The 15787-nt window shown below is 72.1% G+C and carries 17 protein-coding genes; 10 read left to right on the top strand and 7 right to left on the bottom strand.

Annotated features, from left to right (window positions below; all coding sequences use genetic code 11):
* Positions 1 to 3: 3 nt before the first annotated feature.
* On the bottom strand, positions 4 to 1002 hold the full coding sequence (locus AB4030_RS19160) for a YihY/virulence factor BrkB family protein (RefSeq protein WP_442280805.1): 999 nt from the start codon (positions 1000 to 1002) through the stop codon (positions 4 to 6).
* Between the two features lie 482 nt (positions 1003 to 1484).
* On the opposite strand from AB4030_RS19160, the gene AB4030_RS19155 reads away from it, so the two are divergent.
* The 3 genes from AB4030_RS19155 (at position 1485) to AB4030_RS19145 (ending at position 3608) form a co-directional block, all read left to right on the top strand.
* Positions 1485 to 2471, top strand: a complete 987-nt coding sequence (locus tag AB4030_RS19155) for a LuxR C-terminal-related transcriptional regulator (protein WP_442280804.1) — start codon at positions 1485 to 1487, stop codon at positions 2469 to 2471.
* A 173-nt stretch (positions 2472 to 2644) separates the two neighbouring features.
* Positions 2645 to 2890, top strand: a complete 246-nt coding sequence (locus AB4030_RS19150) for a three-helix bundle dimerization domain-containing protein (RefSeq protein ID WP_442280803.1) — start codon at positions 2645 to 2647, stop codon at positions 2888 to 2890.
* Complete coding sequence (locus AB4030_RS19145; RefSeq protein WP_442280802.1) at positions 2856 to 3608, top strand: 4'-phosphopantetheinyl transferase family protein; 753 nt, start codon at positions 2856 to 2858, stop codon at positions 3606 to 3608. Before AB4030_RS19150 ends, AB4030_RS19145 begins: the two co-directional genes overlap by 35 nt.
* A gap of 18 nt (positions 3609 to 3626) precedes the next feature.
* On the opposite strand, the gene AB4030_RS19140 is transcribed toward AB4030_RS19145, so the two are convergent.
* The 3 genes from AB4030_RS19140 to AB4030_RS19130 all read right to left on the bottom strand — a co-directional run bounded on the left by AB4030_RS19140 (position 3627) and on the right by AB4030_RS19130 (position 9353).
* Positions 3627 to 4997, bottom strand: a complete 1371-nt coding sequence (locus tag AB4030_RS19140; protein ID WP_442280801.1) for a M1 family metallopeptidase — start codon at positions 4995 to 4997, stop codon at positions 3627 to 3629.
* Complete coding sequence (locus tag AB4030_RS19135) at positions 4994 to 8932, bottom strand: Pls/PosA family non-ribosomal peptide synthetase (protein ID WP_442280800.1); 3939 nt, start codon at positions 8930 to 8932, stop codon at positions 4994 to 4996. Before AB4030_RS19135 ends, AB4030_RS19140 begins: the two co-directional genes overlap by 4 nt.
* A 136-nt stretch (positions 8933 to 9068) precedes the next feature.
* Positions 9069 to 9353 (bottom strand): hypothetical protein, encoded by a 285-nt coding sequence (locus tag AB4030_RS19130; RefSeq protein ID WP_442280799.1) that lies wholly within the window; start codon positions 9351 to 9353, stop codon positions 9069 to 9071.
* A gap of 163 nt (positions 9354 to 9516) precedes the next feature.
* Between AB4030_RS19130 and AB4030_RS19125 the strand changes: the two genes are divergently transcribed.
* Positions 9517 to 9861: an ANTAR domain-containing protein gene (locus AB4030_RS19125; protein ID WP_442280798.1), complete on the top strand. Its 345-nt coding sequence runs from the start codon at positions 9517 to 9519 to the stop codon at positions 9859 to 9861.
* 30 nt (positions 9862 to 9891) lie between these two features.
* Here AB4030_RS19125 and AB4030_RS19120 read toward each other — a convergent pair whose 3' ends face one another.
* Positions 9892 to 10635: an ANTAR domain-containing protein gene (locus tag AB4030_RS19120; RefSeq protein ID WP_442280797.1), complete on the bottom strand. Its 744-nt coding sequence runs from the start codon at positions 10633 to 10635 to the stop codon at positions 9892 to 9894.
* 133 nt (positions 10636 to 10768) lie between these two features.
* Between AB4030_RS19120 and AB4030_RS19115 the strand changes: the two genes are divergently transcribed.
* From AB4030_RS19115 to AB4030_RS19095, 5 genes are all read left to right on the top strand, one after another.
* The gene (locus AB4030_RS19115; protein WP_442280796.1) at positions 10769 to 11467 is read left to right on the top strand and encodes an ANTAR domain-containing protein; all 699 of its coding nucleotides are present in this window, start codon (positions 10769 to 10771) and stop codon (positions 11465 to 11467) included.
* 27 nt (positions 11468 to 11494) lie between these two features.
* Positions 11495 to 12151, top strand: coding sequence for an HAD family hydrolase (locus AB4030_RS19110; protein ID WP_442280795.1), 657 nt, complete (start codon positions 11495 to 11497; stop codon positions 12149 to 12151).
* Positions 12152 to 12403: 252 nt separating this feature from the next.
* Positions 12404 to 13111: a hypothetical protein gene (locus AB4030_RS19105; RefSeq protein ID WP_442280794.1), complete on the top strand. Its 708-nt coding sequence runs from the start codon at positions 12404 to 12406 to the stop codon at positions 13109 to 13111.
* Complete coding sequence (locus AB4030_RS19100; protein WP_442280793.1) at positions 13108 to 13596, top strand: phage holin family protein; 489 nt, start codon at positions 13108 to 13110, stop codon at positions 13594 to 13596. Before AB4030_RS19105 ends, AB4030_RS19100 begins: the two co-directional genes overlap by 4 nt.
* Complete coding sequence (locus AB4030_RS19095; protein WP_442280792.1) at positions 13593 to 14222, top strand: DUF3618 domain-containing protein; 630 nt, start codon at positions 13593 to 13595, stop codon at positions 14220 to 14222. The genes AB4030_RS19100 and AB4030_RS19095 overlap by 4 nt, the downstream gene beginning before the upstream one ends.
* Before the next feature lie 99 nt (positions 14223 to 14321).
* Here the strand turns inward: AB4030_RS19095 and AB4030_RS19090 are convergent, their stop codons facing one another.
* The gene (locus AB4030_RS19090) at positions 14322 to 15188 is read right to left on the bottom strand and encodes a sigma-70 family RNA polymerase sigma factor (RefSeq protein ID WP_442280791.1); all 867 of its coding nucleotides are present in this window, start codon (positions 15186 to 15188) and stop codon (positions 14322 to 14324) included.
* 212 nt (positions 15189 to 15400) lie between these two features.
* Here AB4030_RS19090 and AB4030_RS19085 point away from each other — a divergent pair, with 212 nt between their 5' ends.
* Positions 15401 to 15625, top strand: coding sequence for a hypothetical protein (locus AB4030_RS19085; protein WP_442280790.1), 225 nt, complete (start codon positions 15401 to 15403; stop codon positions 15623 to 15625).
* Between the two features lie 28 nt (positions 15626 to 15653).
* On the opposite strand, the gene AB4030_RS19080 is transcribed toward AB4030_RS19085, so the two are convergent.
* Positions 15654 to 15787 (bottom strand): integrase core domain-containing protein (locus AB4030_RS19080; protein WP_442279706.1); only part of this gene is annotated, 134 nt, incomplete at its 5' end.

Below are 15787 nucleotides of genomic sequence, written 5' to 3'. Positions count from 1 at the left end.
CCCTCACGAAGCGGGCCGCTCGAACCTGACGTCGACCCGCTCCGCCGCGAGACGCTCCTGCTCGGTGGCCAGGAGCCGCAGCGCGCGAACATCGGCTGCTGTCGGTCGCGTGCTGTCGAGTGCTCGTGGCCAGAGTCGGTGGTGGCGCACCACCGCTGTCTCGGCGGAGTAGACCAGGGCCTGGCTGACGAGGTAGAGCAGCGCGAACACGCCGGCCACGGTGGCGAAGCTCCCGTAGATCGGGCCCGCTCTGGAGATGAGGGCCGCCAGGAGTCCGGCGCCGGCGGTGAGCACGATCGTGACGGCCAAGGCACCCCCCGCTGCCGCCGGCCAGGCGTCGCGCAGCAGCACGGTGCGCGCCAGGAGCACCTTGGCGGCACTGACGAGGACGAAGAAGACGACCACGGCCGTGGAGGCAGCCGCGGAGACCCGTTGCAGCACCACGATGTCGGGCAGCGCCGCTGCGGCCACGGTGAGTGCGGCGACGACGAGACCTGCTGCCACCACCATGACCACCATCATCAGCACCCGGGCGTAGCGCGCGACGAACCCGAAGCGTGAACGCACGGGGACTCCCGCCACGTGGTTCAGGGTCTCGTAGGCCGAGAAGACCACCCCGGTGCCGGCGAACAGCAGACCGACGACACCCAGGGCGAGCGGTAGTCCGGACGACGGCATCGAGGTCAGCGCGGACTCGACGGTCTCCTGGAGAGGAAGGGGGACCAGGGCCTCCTCCATGTCGGTCCGCAGGGTGGCGTGGTCGACGAGAACCTTGGCGAGGACCGACACCGCGACGAGGAGAAGGGGAAAGATGCTGAGGAACCCGTAGTAGGTGATGAGCGCTGCCTGCCGGCCACCGGCGTCGTCGCCGTACTTTCGGATGACCGCATAGGGGAAGCCGAGGAGGCCGTGGCGTCGCTGCAGGTCGTCTGCCCAGGCCAGCAGTCGAGCGCCATGTGCACCCGCTCCGCTCGGGCGCGGCGGGGCGTGGGCTGTTCCCATGGCGCCAACGTATGACGAGGGGAGCGCAGACCACCTCCCCTCAAGTGGATGAGATGTCCGCAGACGGCAGCGCCGGCCGAGGCGCCTGGCCCGACCAGCCGGGAAGCGCAGAGGTGCCCCGGTCCTCGCCGCCCCTCCCCAGGGGTCGAGAACCGGGGCTGTCGCAACTCGTCCGCCGTGGGACGAGGCTGGCCGTGACGGCATGCCCCCCTGTGGCACCAAGCCGCCCTGGCGGCTCGAAGCTCCCGTCTCCCACTCGACAGCAACGAGCCAGCAATCGGCTCTGCCATGGTGCCGGTTGTCGGCCCACCGCGGGATCCACCACCGGGGGAGTGGGAGAGTCCTCCTCGGGTGGAGGAGTTTCGTGAGGAACCTCCCCGAAGACGCGGGTTGACGTACTAGCGTGGCCCCGCCCGTCCTGCCGTCTCGTCAGGATGGGCTTGTGCACCCAGCCCAGGACGAGCAGCGGAAGGCATGAGGCCATGGCGTTGAGCGACCCCACGATCCGAGCACTGCGGTTTGCCGACCAGGTGATCCACGAGGCGGACCGGGCCGACGTCTTCGCGGTGTACGACGCGTGCCGGGCGGCCGTCGGGGCCATCACCGCGCTCGACGACTTCTACGTGGCGCTGATCCAGGAGGACGACCGGCGGATCTCCTACCCCTACCTGTTCAGCAACGGCAGGTATGCCGAGACCGGCACCATGACCTACGGTCCCGCCGGAGTGGTGGCGTGGGTGGTCGCGTCGGGCAAGCCCTACCGGTACCAGGACGACCGTGGGGCCCTGCTCAACCGCGGCGTCCGGTTCGGCGACGGGGAGCCGTCCGCCGACGCCCTGATCGTGCCCATGCTGGGCGAGGACGGGGTCGTCGGTCTCCTCGGGGCCTTGTCCGACACCCCGGCCGTCATGACGGACGAGGTCGTGGCCGCGATGACGTGGCTGGCCGCCGTCGTCCTCGACCGCATTCGCGCCGCGAGCCCGAGCCGGCGGCTGAACCTCGGAGTGGTCTACCCGGAGCTCCAGGACACCGGTCGTGCGGGGAGGCTCATGGCCGTCAACCACGCGGTGTCGGCACTCACGTCGTTGGCAGGCGACATCGAGCGCCTTGGTGACGGCAACGACGTCGCGCCCCGGGTGGCCGCGCTGAGCCGCCGCTGCTTCGAGGTCCAGGCCGCCCTGGTCACGCGGCTCGGAGGCCATGCCGACCTCGGGTCCTCACCAGACCGACGACCCGATCCGCTCCAGGCTCTCTCGCCCCGGGAGCGCGCCGTCGTCGACCTCGTGACCGGCCCGCACGGCGATCCCGGCAACGCGGCGATCGCGGCCACGCTCGGCATCGGCACCGCGACCGTCAAGACCCACATGGGCTCGGTGCTGGCAAAGCTGGGACTCGAGCATCGGAGCGAGCTGCGTTGGCTCGTCCGGTGCGGTCAGGACGCCGGGGAGCCCAGCGCCCGTCACGGCTGACTCGAGGCCGATGGCGCCGACCGGGGAGGGGGTCGGCGCCATCGGGAGCCCGGCTGAGATCAGGCCCGGGCCGTGCAGCGGGGCGGGCGTCGGGTCAGAGACCGAGCAGGGGGCCGGAGGCGCGTTCTGGCAAAGCCTTGCGGGAGCGGCCGCGGCACCCTGATCCTTGAGGCGTGGACCGCGCCGACGAGATGAAGGCCCTGGCCGATGTCCGGCTGAGGCTGCAGGAGCACTTCCCCGAGCTGGATGCCGATGTCGTCGAGGCGGCAGTGCGGCTGGCCCACTCCGAGCTGACGGGTCCGGTCCGCGCCTTCGTGCCGGTGCTCGTCGAGCACGCTGCGCGCGATCGCCTGGCGTTCGCGCGGCGCGACGACGCCGGCCGCGGTGACGTCACGCCGGCCGCGCCGACGGATGGGTGACGCGGTCGTCGACGTCTGGCTGCGCGACACGGGCGTCGAGCGTGCGCCTGCACCGGGAGTGGACGACGCAGGCGCGCTCGACGAGCACGAACGCGAGCGGTGGGCCCGGTTCGTCGACGCGCCCTCGGCGAGGTCCTACCTCGCGCTCCACCTGCTGGTGAGGACGCAGATCGGCCTCCTCCTGGACCGGCCCCCGGAGTCCCTGCGTTTCGACCGGACCTGTCCCGACTGCGCTCGCCAGCACGGCCGGCCTCTCCTCGTCGACGACCCCGGCCTCCACCTGTCCCTGAGCCGCGCGGGCTCCGTCGTCGCCCTCGCGCTCAGTCGCTCGGGGCCCGTCGGGATCGACGTCGAGCAGGCCGGCCGAGCGCAGTTCGAGGGCTTCGGGGGTGTGGCCCTGCACGCGCGCGAGCGCGGCGCCGCCGGTGCCCCGTCCGGCGCCCCGTCGGTCGCCCCGTCCGTCGCCCCGTCGGTCGCCCCGTCTGTTGCCCCGTCCGATGCCGCGTCGTGGGTGCGCAAGGAGGCCGCCCTCAAGGCCCTGGGCGTCGGGCTGCGCGTCGACCCGACCACGTTCCTGACCCCGCGCCCCGGCGTCCCCACCGAGATCGTGCCGGGTATGCCGTGCCTGACGGTGATGGACGTCGACGCGCCCGCCGGGTGTGCGGCCGCGGTGGCCCTCACGTCAGGGCCGGGCGGGTTCGAGGTCCGGCGCCACTGAGGGCGACGGCGTCGCCGGTCACCAGCCCCCGGCGGCCGGTTCGAGTCGGGGGACGGGAGTCGCCCACAGCCAGCGGTAGAGGAGGGCTTGCGCCTGTTCGGCGGCCGGACCACCCGCAGCGCCCGACGCACGCCGCACGTGCACGTCGACGAGGTCGACGAACTCGTCCGTGGTCACCGACCCGTGCCGGTGGCTCTGCACCCAGTCGCGCAGCAGCTCGAAGAAGACGCCGTCGCCGATCTGGAGGCGCAGGGCGTGCAGGGTGAGGGCTCCCCGCTTGTAGACGCGATCGTCGAACATCAGGACCGGGCCCGGGTCGGCGAGGACGAGGTCCTGGGGCAGCCGGGCGAGGCGTGACCAGTGGGTCTGCGCGCTCGCACGGACCGGGACGCCGTCGGCGTGCTCGGCCCAGAGCCACTCCGCGTAGCAGGCGAACCCCTCGTTGAGCCAGATGTCGGCCCACGTCGCCGGCGTGAGGCTGTTGCCGAACCACTGGTGGGCCAGCTCGTGGGCGACGAGGCGCTCGTGGCGTCGGCGTCCGTCGAGCCAGTTGGGCCCGAACGAGGCCAGCGCGTGCGCCTCCAGGGGGATCTCGAGGTCGTCGGCCGTGACGACGACGGTGTAGTCGGCGAAGGGATAGGCCCCGAAGAGCGACCCGAAGAGCCGGGTCATCTCGGGCAGGCGGGCCAGGTCGTGCATGACGTCCCGCTCGTGGATCGCGGGCAGCACCACCGCGATCGGCACGTTCGTCCCGACGAGTGCCCGTCGGACGTAGCGACCGACATGGACCGACGCGAGGTAGGTCGCCATCGGGACGTGCTGCTCGAAGACGCGTCGCGTCCGGCTCCCACGGACCCGGGTCTCCACGAGGGTCCCGGTCGCCACGACGTCGTAGGGCGAGTCGGACTCGAAGGCGATCCGGTAGGTGGCCTTGGTGCTCGGGTGGTCGTTGCACGGGAACCACGTGGGGGCGCCGTTGGGCTGCGCGGCGACGAGGGCCCCCTCGGTGAGCTCCTCCCACCCGACGTCGCCCCAGAGCGTGGCCGCGGGACGGGGCGTGCCGGCATACGTGATCGCGACCTGGGTGCGGCAACCGCGGGGGAGCGGTGCGGGCGGGGTGACGTGGACGCGGGGGCCGCGGTGGACCCACTTGGCAGGGGCGCCGCCGACCGAGACCTTGAGCACGCGCAGGCCGACGAGGTCGACGACGAGCCGGCGCACGTCCTCGAGCGCGGTGACGTCGAGGACCGCCCGCCCCGAAAGGCGGTTGGTCGACACCTTGTAGTCGAGGTCGAGGTCGTAGTGCGTCACGACGTATGCCGGGTCGCCCCGGTCGGGCGTGTAGCGGTCGGCGAGCGCGTGGACCTGTTGGGCGACGCTGCCGCTCATGGGGCGTCGGTTCCCAGCGGAGAAGGTGGGGGCGCGGGACCGCGCTCGACGCTGAGGGCGCCGCCGCGCCACGACGCGATCGGGTTGCCCGTCCAGCGGGTCCCGTGCGGCACGGCCTCACCCCGGAGCACGAGCGAGCCGGGACCGACCGTGGCAGCCCTGCCGATGCTGGCCGCCGGGAGGATGACCCCGTTGGGGCCGAGCGTGGCTCCGTCCTCGAGCGTCACGGTGTCCATGCTCATGATTCGATCATGGAAGAGGTGGGTCTGGAGAACGCAGCCCCGGTTGACGGTGGCCCCGTGGCCCAGCGTCACGAGGTCCGCCTCCGGCAGCCAGTACGTCTCACACCAGACACCGTGCCCGATCCGTGCCCCGAGGCTGCGCAGCCAGACGTTGATGGCGGGCGTGCCGGTCGCCGTCCACGCGAACCACGGGCCGGCGACCATCTCGACGAACGTGTCGACGACCTCGTTGCGCCAGACGAACGAGCTCCACAGCGGGTGCTCGACGGCACCGATGCGGCCGACGACGACCCACTTCGCCAGCGTCGTCACGGCGGCGGCGACGGCCCCGGCGAGCGTGAGGACGACGCCGCCGAGGGCTGCGGCTCCGGCGAGTCCGACGAGGCTCACGAGCCACTGGAGGGCGATGAGGACGCTGGTCGCGATCGCCACGGTCACCATGACCGGCACGATCCGGCACAGCTCGACGAGCCCCCGGAGCACCTTGAGCCGCAAGGGTGGTGCGAAGGTCCGCTCGTCGTCGGAGCCCTGCGGTGGCCGTCGCAGCCGGACCGGCGGGCTGCCGAGCCAGCTCGACCCCGGCTTCGACTTCTGCGGCGCCGCAGAGAGCACCGCGACGAGTCCGTGCTTGGGCACCCGTCGGCCCGGCGCCGTCATCCCGCTGTTGCCGAGGAAGGCGCGCCTGCCGATCTTGGCGGGAGCGATGTGCACCCAGCCACGGGCGAGCTCGTAGCCGGCGACCATGGTGTCGTCGGCGAGGAAGGCCCCGTCCGCGATCGACGTCATCGACGGCAGCAGGAGCACCGTCGAGGCCTCGACGTCACGTCCGACCTTGGCTCCCAGGGCACGCAGCCACCATGGCGTGACGAGGCTCGCGTAGATGGGGAAGAGCAGCGTGCGGGCCTGGTCGAGCAGTCGCTCGATGGCCCACACCTGCCATCCGACCCGGCTCCGCACCGGGTGGTAGCCCTCCCGCAGCCCGAGGCCCAGGAGGCGTACGAGCACGATGGTGACCGCTGCGAGGGTGACCAGGGCGAGGACCGTGACGAGGGGCACCGCCGCGTATGCCGTGCCGACCACGTCCTGGGTCTGCGCCCGCCCCACGGGACCGCCGAGCAGCAGCACCCCGGGGAGCAGCGCGAGGAAGGGCAGGATCGACAGGACGACACCGGAGATCCCGTAGACCGCCAGCCAGGCCCGGGCCTCGGGGGGCCGCGTGTCGGGCCACCCGGGGCGGCCCGGAGCGGACACGCGCTGTGCGGGCGAGCCGGCCACGACGCGTCCGGGGCGCACGGACCTCAGCACCGTGGAGCCGGCTTCGACGACGACCTCGCGGCCGATGTGGACGTCGGGCCCGATGGTGCTGCGGGCGCCGACGACGGCCTCGCGCCCGATGTGGACCGGGCCGACGTGCACGACGTCCCCGTCGATCCAGTAGCCGGAGAGGTCGACCTCGGGCTCGATGCTGGCCCCTGCCCCGATCGTCAGCATGCCCGTGATCGGCGGTACCGAGTGGAGGTCGACGCCCGGGCCGATCGAGGCGCCGAGCATCCGCGCGTAGTAGATGATCCAGGGAGCGCCGGCCATCGTGATGGCCCCCATCGCGTCGGCGAAACGCTCAGCGGCCCAGAGCCGCAGCTGCACGCTCCCGCCCCGCGGGTAGCTGCCGGGGCGCACCCCGGCGAGCAGTGCGCGAGCGGCCAGGGCGGACAGGCCCATCCGCCCCAGCGGGCTGATGAACGCGACCCATCCGACGGCCAGGGTCCACCACGACACCGGCACGGACCACTCGGCGAGCCCGGAGAGCCGCAGCAGCTCGGTCAGGGTGGCCAGGGCCACGAGCCACTGCAGGCCCTTGACCGAGAGGAGGACGACCGACACGACCGTCTGCACGAGCTGGGTCCGGCGGGGGATGCGCCGCACCGTGCGGTCGACCCTCGACCCGTCCGCGGCGTCCATGGTGTCGAGGAGGTCGGCCTGGGCGCCGAGACGGGGGCGGGCGTGCACGTCGGCGACGGTGACGGTGGGGTAGCGCTCGCGCAGCAGTGAGACGAGGCGGGCCGACGACAGGCTGCCACCGCCGTGGTCGAAGAAGTCGGCCTTGGTGGATCGCACGGTCGTACCCAGCACCGCGGTCCAGTGTCCGGCGAGCCAGGCTGCCGTGCCGGACAGCTCGCTCGGCTCGTCGTCGTCGTCCGCGTCCGCCAGTGGCCACGGCAGGGCGTCCCGGTCCACCTTGCCGGAGGTGCGGGTCGGGAGCGTCTCGACGAGGGCGAGCACCGGCACGAGCGCGGCCGGCAGCTCCTCGTGGAGCCGGGCGAGCGCTTCCTTCCGGTCGAACGTCCTTGCGGAGGCGGGGACGACGTAGCCGACGAGCACCTGGCTGCCGGCGCTTGTGGTCCGGACCGCCGCTGCTGCCCCCGAGACGTGGGGGAGGGACTGCAGGGCCGCGTCGATCTCGCCGAGCTCGATCCGGCGGCCGCCGAGCTTGACCTGCTCGTCGGCGCGTCCGACGAAGACGAGCCCGGCGGGGTCGTTGACCACGAGGTCGCCGGAGCGGTAGGCACGGTCCCACCCGAGCGTCGGCATCGCGGCGTACTTCTCGGCGTCCTTGTCCGGGTCGAGGTAGCGGGCGAGACCGACCCCGCCGATGATCAGCTGCCCGGTCTCACCGGCGGCCACGGGGTGGTCGTCCGGGCCGACGACGGCGAGGTCCCAGCCGTCGAGCGGCAGGCCGATGCGGATCGGTGCCGTCCCGTCGAGGCGTGCCCCGCAGGCGACGACCGTCGCCTCGGTCGGGCCGTAGGTGTTCCACACCTCACGCTCCGGGGTGACCAGCCGCTCGGCGAGCTCGGGCGGGCACGCCTCGCCGCCGAAGACCAGCAGCCGCACCGGCTCGAGCGCCTCGGCCGGCCACAGGGCGGCGAGCGTCGGGACCGTCGACACGACCGTGACCTCCTCCGCGACGAGCCAGGGGCCGAGGTCCATGCCGGTGCGCACGAGGCTGCGGGGCGCCGGCACGAGGCAGGCGCCGTGGCCCCAGGCGAGCCACATCTCCTCGCACGAGGCGTCGAAGGCCACCGAGAGTCCTGCCAGCACCCGGTCACCCGGCCCGATCGGACTGTCCTGCAGGAACATCCGGGCCTCAGCGTCGACGAAGGCTGCGGCCGACCGGTGCGAGACAGCCACGCCCTTGGGCACGCCGGTCGAGCCCGAGGTGAAGATGACCCACGCGTCGTCGTCCACGCCCACCTGCGGCAGGGCGCGCCTGGGCGATCGAGAGGCGCTGCGCCGAGAGGCCCGGACGGTGGCGGGCACCGTGACCTGTCGGCGCGGCCCGACCACGGCCGTCACCGCTGCCTCCGAGAAGACGAGGTCGGCCCGCTCCTGGGGGTCGTCGACGTCGACGGGCACGTAGGCCGCCCCGGCGTGCAGGATGCCGAGGACGGCGACGTAGAGGTCAAGGGTCCCCGACGGGGCCCGCACGCCCACGCGGTCCCCACGGCATACGCCAGCGGCCGCCAGCTCGACGGCCAGGTGTCGTGCCTGGTCGGTGAGCTGCGCGTAGGTCAGGACCCGGCGGGTGTCGTCGAGCGCCGGGGCGTCTGCGTGGCGCGACGCGACGTCGGCCAGCACGTCGACGAGGGTCCGCGGCGCGGGGGCGCGATCACCGGCCAACAGGGGATCCACCACGCGCACTCCTCGTCAGGGCCGCCGCTTGCCGCCGCGACCTCCACCCCTCGAACCTAGCGCCGCCGGGTGAACGGAGGGTGCGGCTCGGAGGATTACGGCGCGTTCGGGGCGAGCCGGGCACGACCCGATCCGGCGTTCAGCGCGGGTCGCCCTCACTGACACCGAGGCGGACCTTGCCCTTGCTGGGGCAGTCGTCGACATGGGCGAGCGCGTCCTTGCGGGCCTTGTCCCGCGCGCGCCGGGCCGGACCCGTCCAGTCGCAGCTCTTGCAGTAGCCGAGGACGAAGGAGCCGTCCTCCTGCGTGCTGTCGGCGTCGACGCGCTCGAGGACCGCGCGGTACTTGTGCCCTTCGCCGTCCTTCACCGTCAGGTCGTCACCACGCCGCTTGAAGAACCGCGGACCTCGTCCAGACTTCGCCATACCGACATCGTCGCCTGTCCCCGGGGGCTGCGACCAGCGAGGGCCCTGAAGCGGATGGCGACGGTGCCCCGGGATCTAGCCAGCGGGCTACCTCCCTTCGTACGCTGGACGGGAGCCCGAACCGCGGCCTGTAACCATCGAGAAAGAGCCACAGGAGTATGCCGTGAGCCAGCGCCGTGCATCTGTGTTCCAGTCCGAGTCCTTGGCGGAGTCGCGGCCCCATGCCCACCCGGCGCCTGTGGAGCCGCCCGAGCGGTTCCTGCCCGAGACGACGGAGGAGTACCTGCTCGACGCCCTCGAGCGCCTGGACGCCTCCGAGATGCGGGCCGGCCACCTGACGACCGCCCTCGTCCACTCCCGGACCATCGGTGCAGCGGTCGGGGTCCTCATGGCGACAGGCAAGATCACCGAGGCCGAGGCGTTCGACCGCCTGCGCGAGGCCAGCATGGGGCAGAACCGGAAGCTGCACGTCATCGCCCAGGAGGTCGTGGACCGGGGAACTCTCTAGTCGGACGCCGCAGCCCGACGCGGGCACCGCCTAGCTGCGCCCGTGCGGGGACACGTCGACGGCGCCCGTGTCGATGACGTCCAGGGCGACCTCGTGCAGCTTGCGGTTCGTGTTCTGGCTCGCGATCCGGAGCAGGCCGAAGGCCTGCTCCCTCGTCAGCTTGTGCTGGCCCATGAGGACGCCCACGGCCGTGGCTATGTCACGGTTGGAGACGAGAGCCCGCTCGAGGTTGGTCGTCCGGTCGAGCAGGTGGGCTGCCGACACGGCCTGCGCGGCATGCGTCGTGAGGAGCAGGCCCTCCGCCAGGTCGTGCTCGTCGAAGGCGTTCACGTCTTGGGCGTACAGGTTCATGCCGGCGATGACGCCCGTCGCTTCGAGACTCATCCGGTAGGACAGCATGCTGTGCAGGCCCAGCTCTGCGGCCACGCGACGGCCGTACTCGGGCCAGCGCTCGTCCGTCTCGAGGTCCTCCGGCTGGTAGATCGCCCGATCGACGATGGCATCGAGGCAGGGCCCCGAGCCCAGCTCGTACTGGATGCCGTCGGCGCGGCGCGCCACGTCGTCCGTAGCCGCAGCCGTGACGAACCGTTCGTGCGTGAACGTGGTGATGCTGGCGGCGTGGGCGGCCGGGATGCGTTCTACGGCCAGCTTCAGGACGGCCTCGAAGGGGTTGGACTGCGGGGAACGAGAGAGCTCGTCACCGAGGCGCTCGAAGTCCTCGGCCACCCGGCGCAGGTGGTCGGCGACGTCAGGCCTGGTCGTCGTGTCGTTCATCCGTGTGCTCCCTCCGTCTCGAGCATGGCGTGGGACGGCTGCGCTCTCACCGCCCGGAGGTGCACCTACCCACGCCAGCCCGGGACGCAACGCGGGCCTCGAAGCTCCTGCGCAAATGGGTAAGGGGCGACGTGTGGAACCAATTCCGGAGACGAGAGAGGCCCTGCGTCGCCTGGGCGAGCTCGATGACGAGGACCTCGGGCGCGACCTCGAGGACGCCGCGGCAGCGCTGGGACGACGGGTGCCCGGACTCGTGGGCTTCAGCATCAGCGTCCTCGAGCAGGACATCACCTTCACCTACCTCACCACCGCGGTGTCGCTTGCCGGCCTCGATGCCCTGCAGTACCTCGGGGGAGGTCCGTGCGAGGAGGCCGTCGGCACCGGAGCGGTTGTCGCGGTGGACCACGAGGACCTCCTGGACGAGGGTCGCTGGCTGCTGTTCGCGGGCGCGAGCGCGGGCTGTGGTGTGGCCAGCACGCTGTCGTTGCCCATTCTCGCCGGACCGGACGTGGTCGGCAGCGTCAACATCTACGGCGCGGCCGCCGACACCTTCACGGGTCGGCACGAGGAGCTGGCCGGGCTCTTCGGCGCCTGGGCTCCCGGGGCCGTCACCAACGCGGACCTCTCCTTCAGCAGCCGGCTCAGGGCCGCCGGAGCCGTCGAACGGCTCGAGGACCTGGCCGTGGTCGACCTGGCGGTCGGGGTCCTCGTCGCGGCCCACACGATCTCCCCGGTGGAGGCCCGACACCGGCTGGATCTGGCGGCCGCGCGGGCCGGCGTGCCCGTCGTGGACGTCGCGCGCCTGCTCGTCGACGTCGGCACCGGACGCTGACCCGCTCTCTCTGGGTAGGTCTCGACCATGATCGACACCGTCATCCTTGACGTCGACGGGACACTCGTCGACAGCAACTACCACCACACCCTCGCTTGGTCCCGCGCGTTCGGGCGACATGACCTCAACCCGCCGCTGTGGCGCATCCATCGCGCCATCGGCATGGGTGGCGACAAGCTCGTGGCCGAGGTCGCGGGTGGCGATGTCGAGACCGAGCTCGGCGACGCCCTGCGCGACCAGTGGACCGAGGAGTTCGACCAGCTCATCGGCGAGGTGCGGCCGTTCGACGGCTCCCGCCTCCTCCTGGAGACGCTCAAGGAGCGTGACCTGCGCGTCGTGTGCGCGAGCTCGGGGCAGCCGCAGCACGTCGAGACCTTCCTGGACCTCTTCGACGGGCGCTCCGTGGCAGACGCCTGGACCACGGCCGACGACGCCGAGGAGAGCAAGCCGGCGGCCGACCTGCTCCTCGCGGCACTGGGCCGGGTCCACGGCACGAGCGGGGTGATGGTCGGTGACGCGACGTGGGACGCACGCGCGGCGCGGGCTGCCGGCATGCCGTCCCTCGGCCTGCGCACCGGCGGCTTCGGAGACGCCGAGCTGCGCGACGCCGGGGCATCGGATGTCCTCGAGGGGCCGCGGGCCCTGGTGGACGCAGTGAAGCAGGGTCTGCTCGACCGTCTCTGACTCACGACGGCCCTCGGCGTTTGCGCGCGGGCCAGAGGGGTACACCATCCGGCAAGACGGCGCCCAGCATCCCGACGCTCAAGAAGCGGGCCGGACTCGGGACCCGCGCCGATCTCGGAAGGGGTCCACGTACTCATGACCGATCGAATGACCGAACGGATCGATTCCCCCCAAGCGCTGGCCACAACCCTCGGAAACGGCGCCGGCCCCGGCTCGCCGGGTGAGGCCGGCGCCAAGGAGCATGCTGGCGCCGTGGCCCAGGATGCAAAGGAGAGCACGAAGAGCGTCGCCTCCACCGCGGCCTCGGAGGCCAAGGACGTCGCCCACGAGGCGCGGACGCAGCTGCGTCAGCTCTTCGACCAGTTGACCGGTGAAGCCACCGACCAGGCCTCCGGGCAGACGCAGCGCGCCGTCCAGGGCCTGCGCTCCCTCGGCACCGAGCTCTCCGGTATGGCCGAGAGCCAGCAGGGCCAGTCCGGCATGGCCGCCGACCTGGCGCGACAAGGGGCTTCCCGGCTCGACGCCGCCGCCAGCTGGCTCGACGGCCGGGAGCCGGGCGAGATCCTCGACGAGGTCCGCACGTTCGCGCGCCGTCGGCCCGGCACCTTCATCGCCGGCGCCGCCATCCTCGGGCTCGTCGGCGGCCGTCTGACGCGCGGACTGACGAGCGATGCGTCCGGCAGCAGCAACGGCCAGACCTCGCCCGTCCGGAGCAGCTCCGCCGACGCGACCTACAGGGCCGGCACGGCGTATGCCGCTGACACGGGATACGCGACGGACGCGGCATACGGTGACGAGACGGCATACGCCACGGACGCGGCATACGGTGACGACACGGCATACGTCGCCGAGCCCGTCGATCTCAGCGACACCGACCCCACTCGGGTCGACGCCGGCATCGACCCCGCCACCTACACCCACCCCGGACCGGCCACGGGGGTCTCCGGGGAGTCGCGATGAGTACCGCACTGCCCGAGGGGCAGTACCGCGGTCCGGTCGCGGCCGAGCCCGGCTTCGACCCCGTGCATGAGACAGGTCACGAGACAGGTCACGAGAAGGCCGAGTCGGCCTCCATCGGTGAGCTCGTCGCTGACGTCAGCCAGGGCCTGTCGACCCTGCTGCGGCAGGAGATCGCCCTGGCGCGCGCCGAGGCGAAGCAGTCCGTGACGCAGGCCGGCAAGGCCGGTGGCAAGTTCGGGGGTGCTGCGCTCGCCGGCTGGATGGCGCTGCTCTTCCTCTCGATCGCCGTCTGGGAGTGGATGTCGTCCGCCCTGAACAGCCGGGGCTGGGCGGCCGTCATCGTCATGGCGGTGTGGGCCGCCACCGGCGCCGTGCTGTTCAGCATGGGGCGGCGGGACCTCAAGAACATTCAAGGCATGGAGCGCACCGTGGAGACCACCAAGCAGGTCCCCGAGGCGCTCAAGGGACACGAGGAGACGCTGTGAGCACGAACTACCAGTCCACCAGTGACGACCCGGACGTGATCCGGGCCGACATCGAGCGCACCCGCAGTGAGCTGAGCCGTGACGTCAACGCACTCGGGGAGTCGGTGACCCCCGGGCACATGGCACGCAGGGGCGCCGACAAGGTCAAGGACCGGGCCGTGGGGCTCAGGGAGCAGATCATGGGTGCTGCGTCGGACGCCGGTCAGACGACCTCTGGCAGTGCGTCGTCGATGGCCTCGAGCGTGGGGGACACGGCCCACGGGGCGGCCACCAACGTCAAGCGCCAAGCTCACGGAAACCCTTTGGCTGCAGGGCTCGTCGCCTTGGGAGCCGGTTGGCTCCTGGGCTCGCTGCTGCCTGCGAGCAGCAAGGAGGCCGAGGTGGCCGAGGCCGTCAAGGATCGAGCGGCGCCGGTGCTCGACGAGGCCCAGTCGACCGTCAAGCAGGTCGCCCAGGAGAGCGCCGAGCACCTCAAGGAGCCGGCCCAGGACGCGGTGCAGGCCGTCAAGGACCAGGCCCAGGACTCGGTCCAGACCGTGAAGCAGGAAGGCACGTCCGCGGTCCAGGACGTGACCGAGAGCGCGAAGAGCCATGCCGACGAGGCAGGCGCCACCTCGGGCGCCTGACGCCGCCTGACGCCGCCTGACGCACCGCTCGACGACAACAGCTCGACGCGACGGCTCCCGACCGCATTCCAGCGGTCGGGAGCCGTCAGCTCGTGAGCGTCAGGATGCGGGGCTGAGCCGCGCGGCCGCCTCCGCTGCTTCGGGGCCCTCATCGGTGAGCCCGCCGTCCAGGGTTTCGCCGACCTGGGCGTCGAGCTGGTCGTGAAGTCGAGTGGTGATGCGTCGCAGGCGGCGCGAGACCTGCATCTGGCTGACGCCGCGGGCCTCGCCGATCTCGCGCTGGGTCATGCCGTCCACGTAGCGCATGAGCAGCAGCTCGCGCTCCTCGTCGTCGAGCTCGCTCAGGACCTGGGTGAGGCAGACGCGGTCGTCGGCCGCCTCGAGGTCGTCGTCCGGGCAGGCCAGGAAGGCTGCCAGTCCTGGCCGTTCGTCGTCGGCGGGGCTGCAGTCGAGGGACAGGGGGCGGAAACCCGTTGCAGCGGCAAAGGCCTCCCGGACCTGGTCGATGCTCGTACCCACGGCCTCGGCGAGGTCGGCGTCGGTGGGTGTCGTGCCGAGCTCCTGCTCGAGCGCGGAGCGGACGGCCTGCAGGTCGGCCCGCAGCTCTTGGAGGCGCCGTGGCGGGCGCACGACCCACCCGCGGTCGCGGAACCAGCGCTTGAGCTCGCCGGAGATGGTCGGCACGGCGTAGGCGGCGAACGACGGCGCGTGGCCGGGCTCGTAGCGGCGGACGGCCTTGACGAGTGCGAGCCGGGCGACCTGGACGAGGTCCTCGTGCTCGATGCCGCGCCCGTCGTAGCGGCCCGCCATGGTCGTGCAGAGGTCGAGGTAGAGCAGGACCACCTGCTCGATGACTCGGTCCTTCTCCTCCTCGCACGTGGCTGCGGCGAGCTCGTCGAACAACTCGGACGTCCGTGCGTCGCGGTCGATGAACGAGGATCGGGGTTGGGCAGAGTGGGGCGCCATGACTCATCTCCGGTTCATTCGGATGACGGAGTCGGCGCTGTGGTTGGACCGCTCTGACCCTCCGACCCTGCCACGACCGCGCGGCTCGTGCAATCCCCTGCCGTCCCGGCCGGGGCGTCGGGATGGTCCCCCGTGCCCGGCGACGGCGTGTCGCGGGCCGTCCCGGTAGCCTGAGCGTGGCCGTCCACCCACAGATTCGGAGATCCCAGAACGTGACGTCGCAGCCTGACTGGAGAAGCGGGACCCCCCACCCCACGGGCGGCTACGACAAGGTCATCGTCGCCCGCGGCGACACCCTCTACTTCACGGCGGCGCGGCTGCACCGGCTCGACGGGCCGGCCGTGGAGGCCGAGGACGGCTCGGTGCAGTACTGGGTCCACGGCAAGCGCGTGACGGAGCAGGAGTACCGCGATCGCGGGACGAGCCAACAGGTCTGATCGGGCCGTGCGCCCTAGCTGTACCCGGTCACGACGTTGGTGACAGACGGCTGATCGGGGGGAGGCCTTTCAGGGCGGTGTGGCGTCGTCGAGTGTTGTACTCATGCAGCCAGGGTGCAAGGGCGGAGGCTCGCTCGTCGTTGCTGGTGAAGACCTGGCGGT

It is taken from the genome of Terrabacter sp. 2YAF2 (assembly GCF_052114705.1).
Lineage (GTDB): Bacteria > Actinomycetota > Actinomycetes > Actinomycetales > Dermatophilaceae > Terrabacter.
The sequence above is the reverse complement of the archived record's forward strand: the minus strand, read 5'-3'. Positions and strand labels throughout refer to the sequence as shown.

Coding starts and splice junctions, on each gene's coding strand:
- AB4030_RS19160 (WP_442280805.1), bottom strand. CDS start 1,002: ATGGGAACAGCCCACGCCCCGCCGCGCCCGAGCGGAGCGGGTGCACAT.
- AB4030_RS19155 (WP_442280804.1), top strand. CDS start 1,485: ATGGCGTTGAGCGACCCCACGATCCGAGCACTGCGGTTTGCCGACCAG.
- AB4030_RS19140 (WP_442280801.1), bottom strand. CDS start 4,997: ATGAGCGGCAGCGTCGCCCAACAGGTCCACGCGCTCGCCGACCGCTAC.
- AB4030_RS19130 (WP_442280799.1), bottom strand. CDS start 9,353: ATGGCGAAGTCTGGACGAGGTCCGCGGTTCTTCAAGCGGCGTGGTGAC.
- AB4030_RS19120 (WP_442280797.1), bottom strand. CDS start 10,635: ATGAACGACACGACGACCAGGCCTGACGTCGCCGACCACCTGCGCCGG.
- AB4030_RS19110 (WP_442280795.1), top strand. CDS start 11,495: ATGATCGACACCGTCATCCTTGACGTCGACGGGACACTCGTCGACAGC.
- AB4030_RS19100 (WP_442280793.1), top strand. CDS start 13,108: ATGAGTACCGCACTGCCCGAGGGGCAGTACCGCGGTCCGGTCGCGGCC.
- AB4030_RS19090 (WP_442280791.1), bottom strand. CDS start 15,188: ATGGCGCCCCACTCTGCCCAACCCCGATCCTCGTTCATCGACCGCGAC.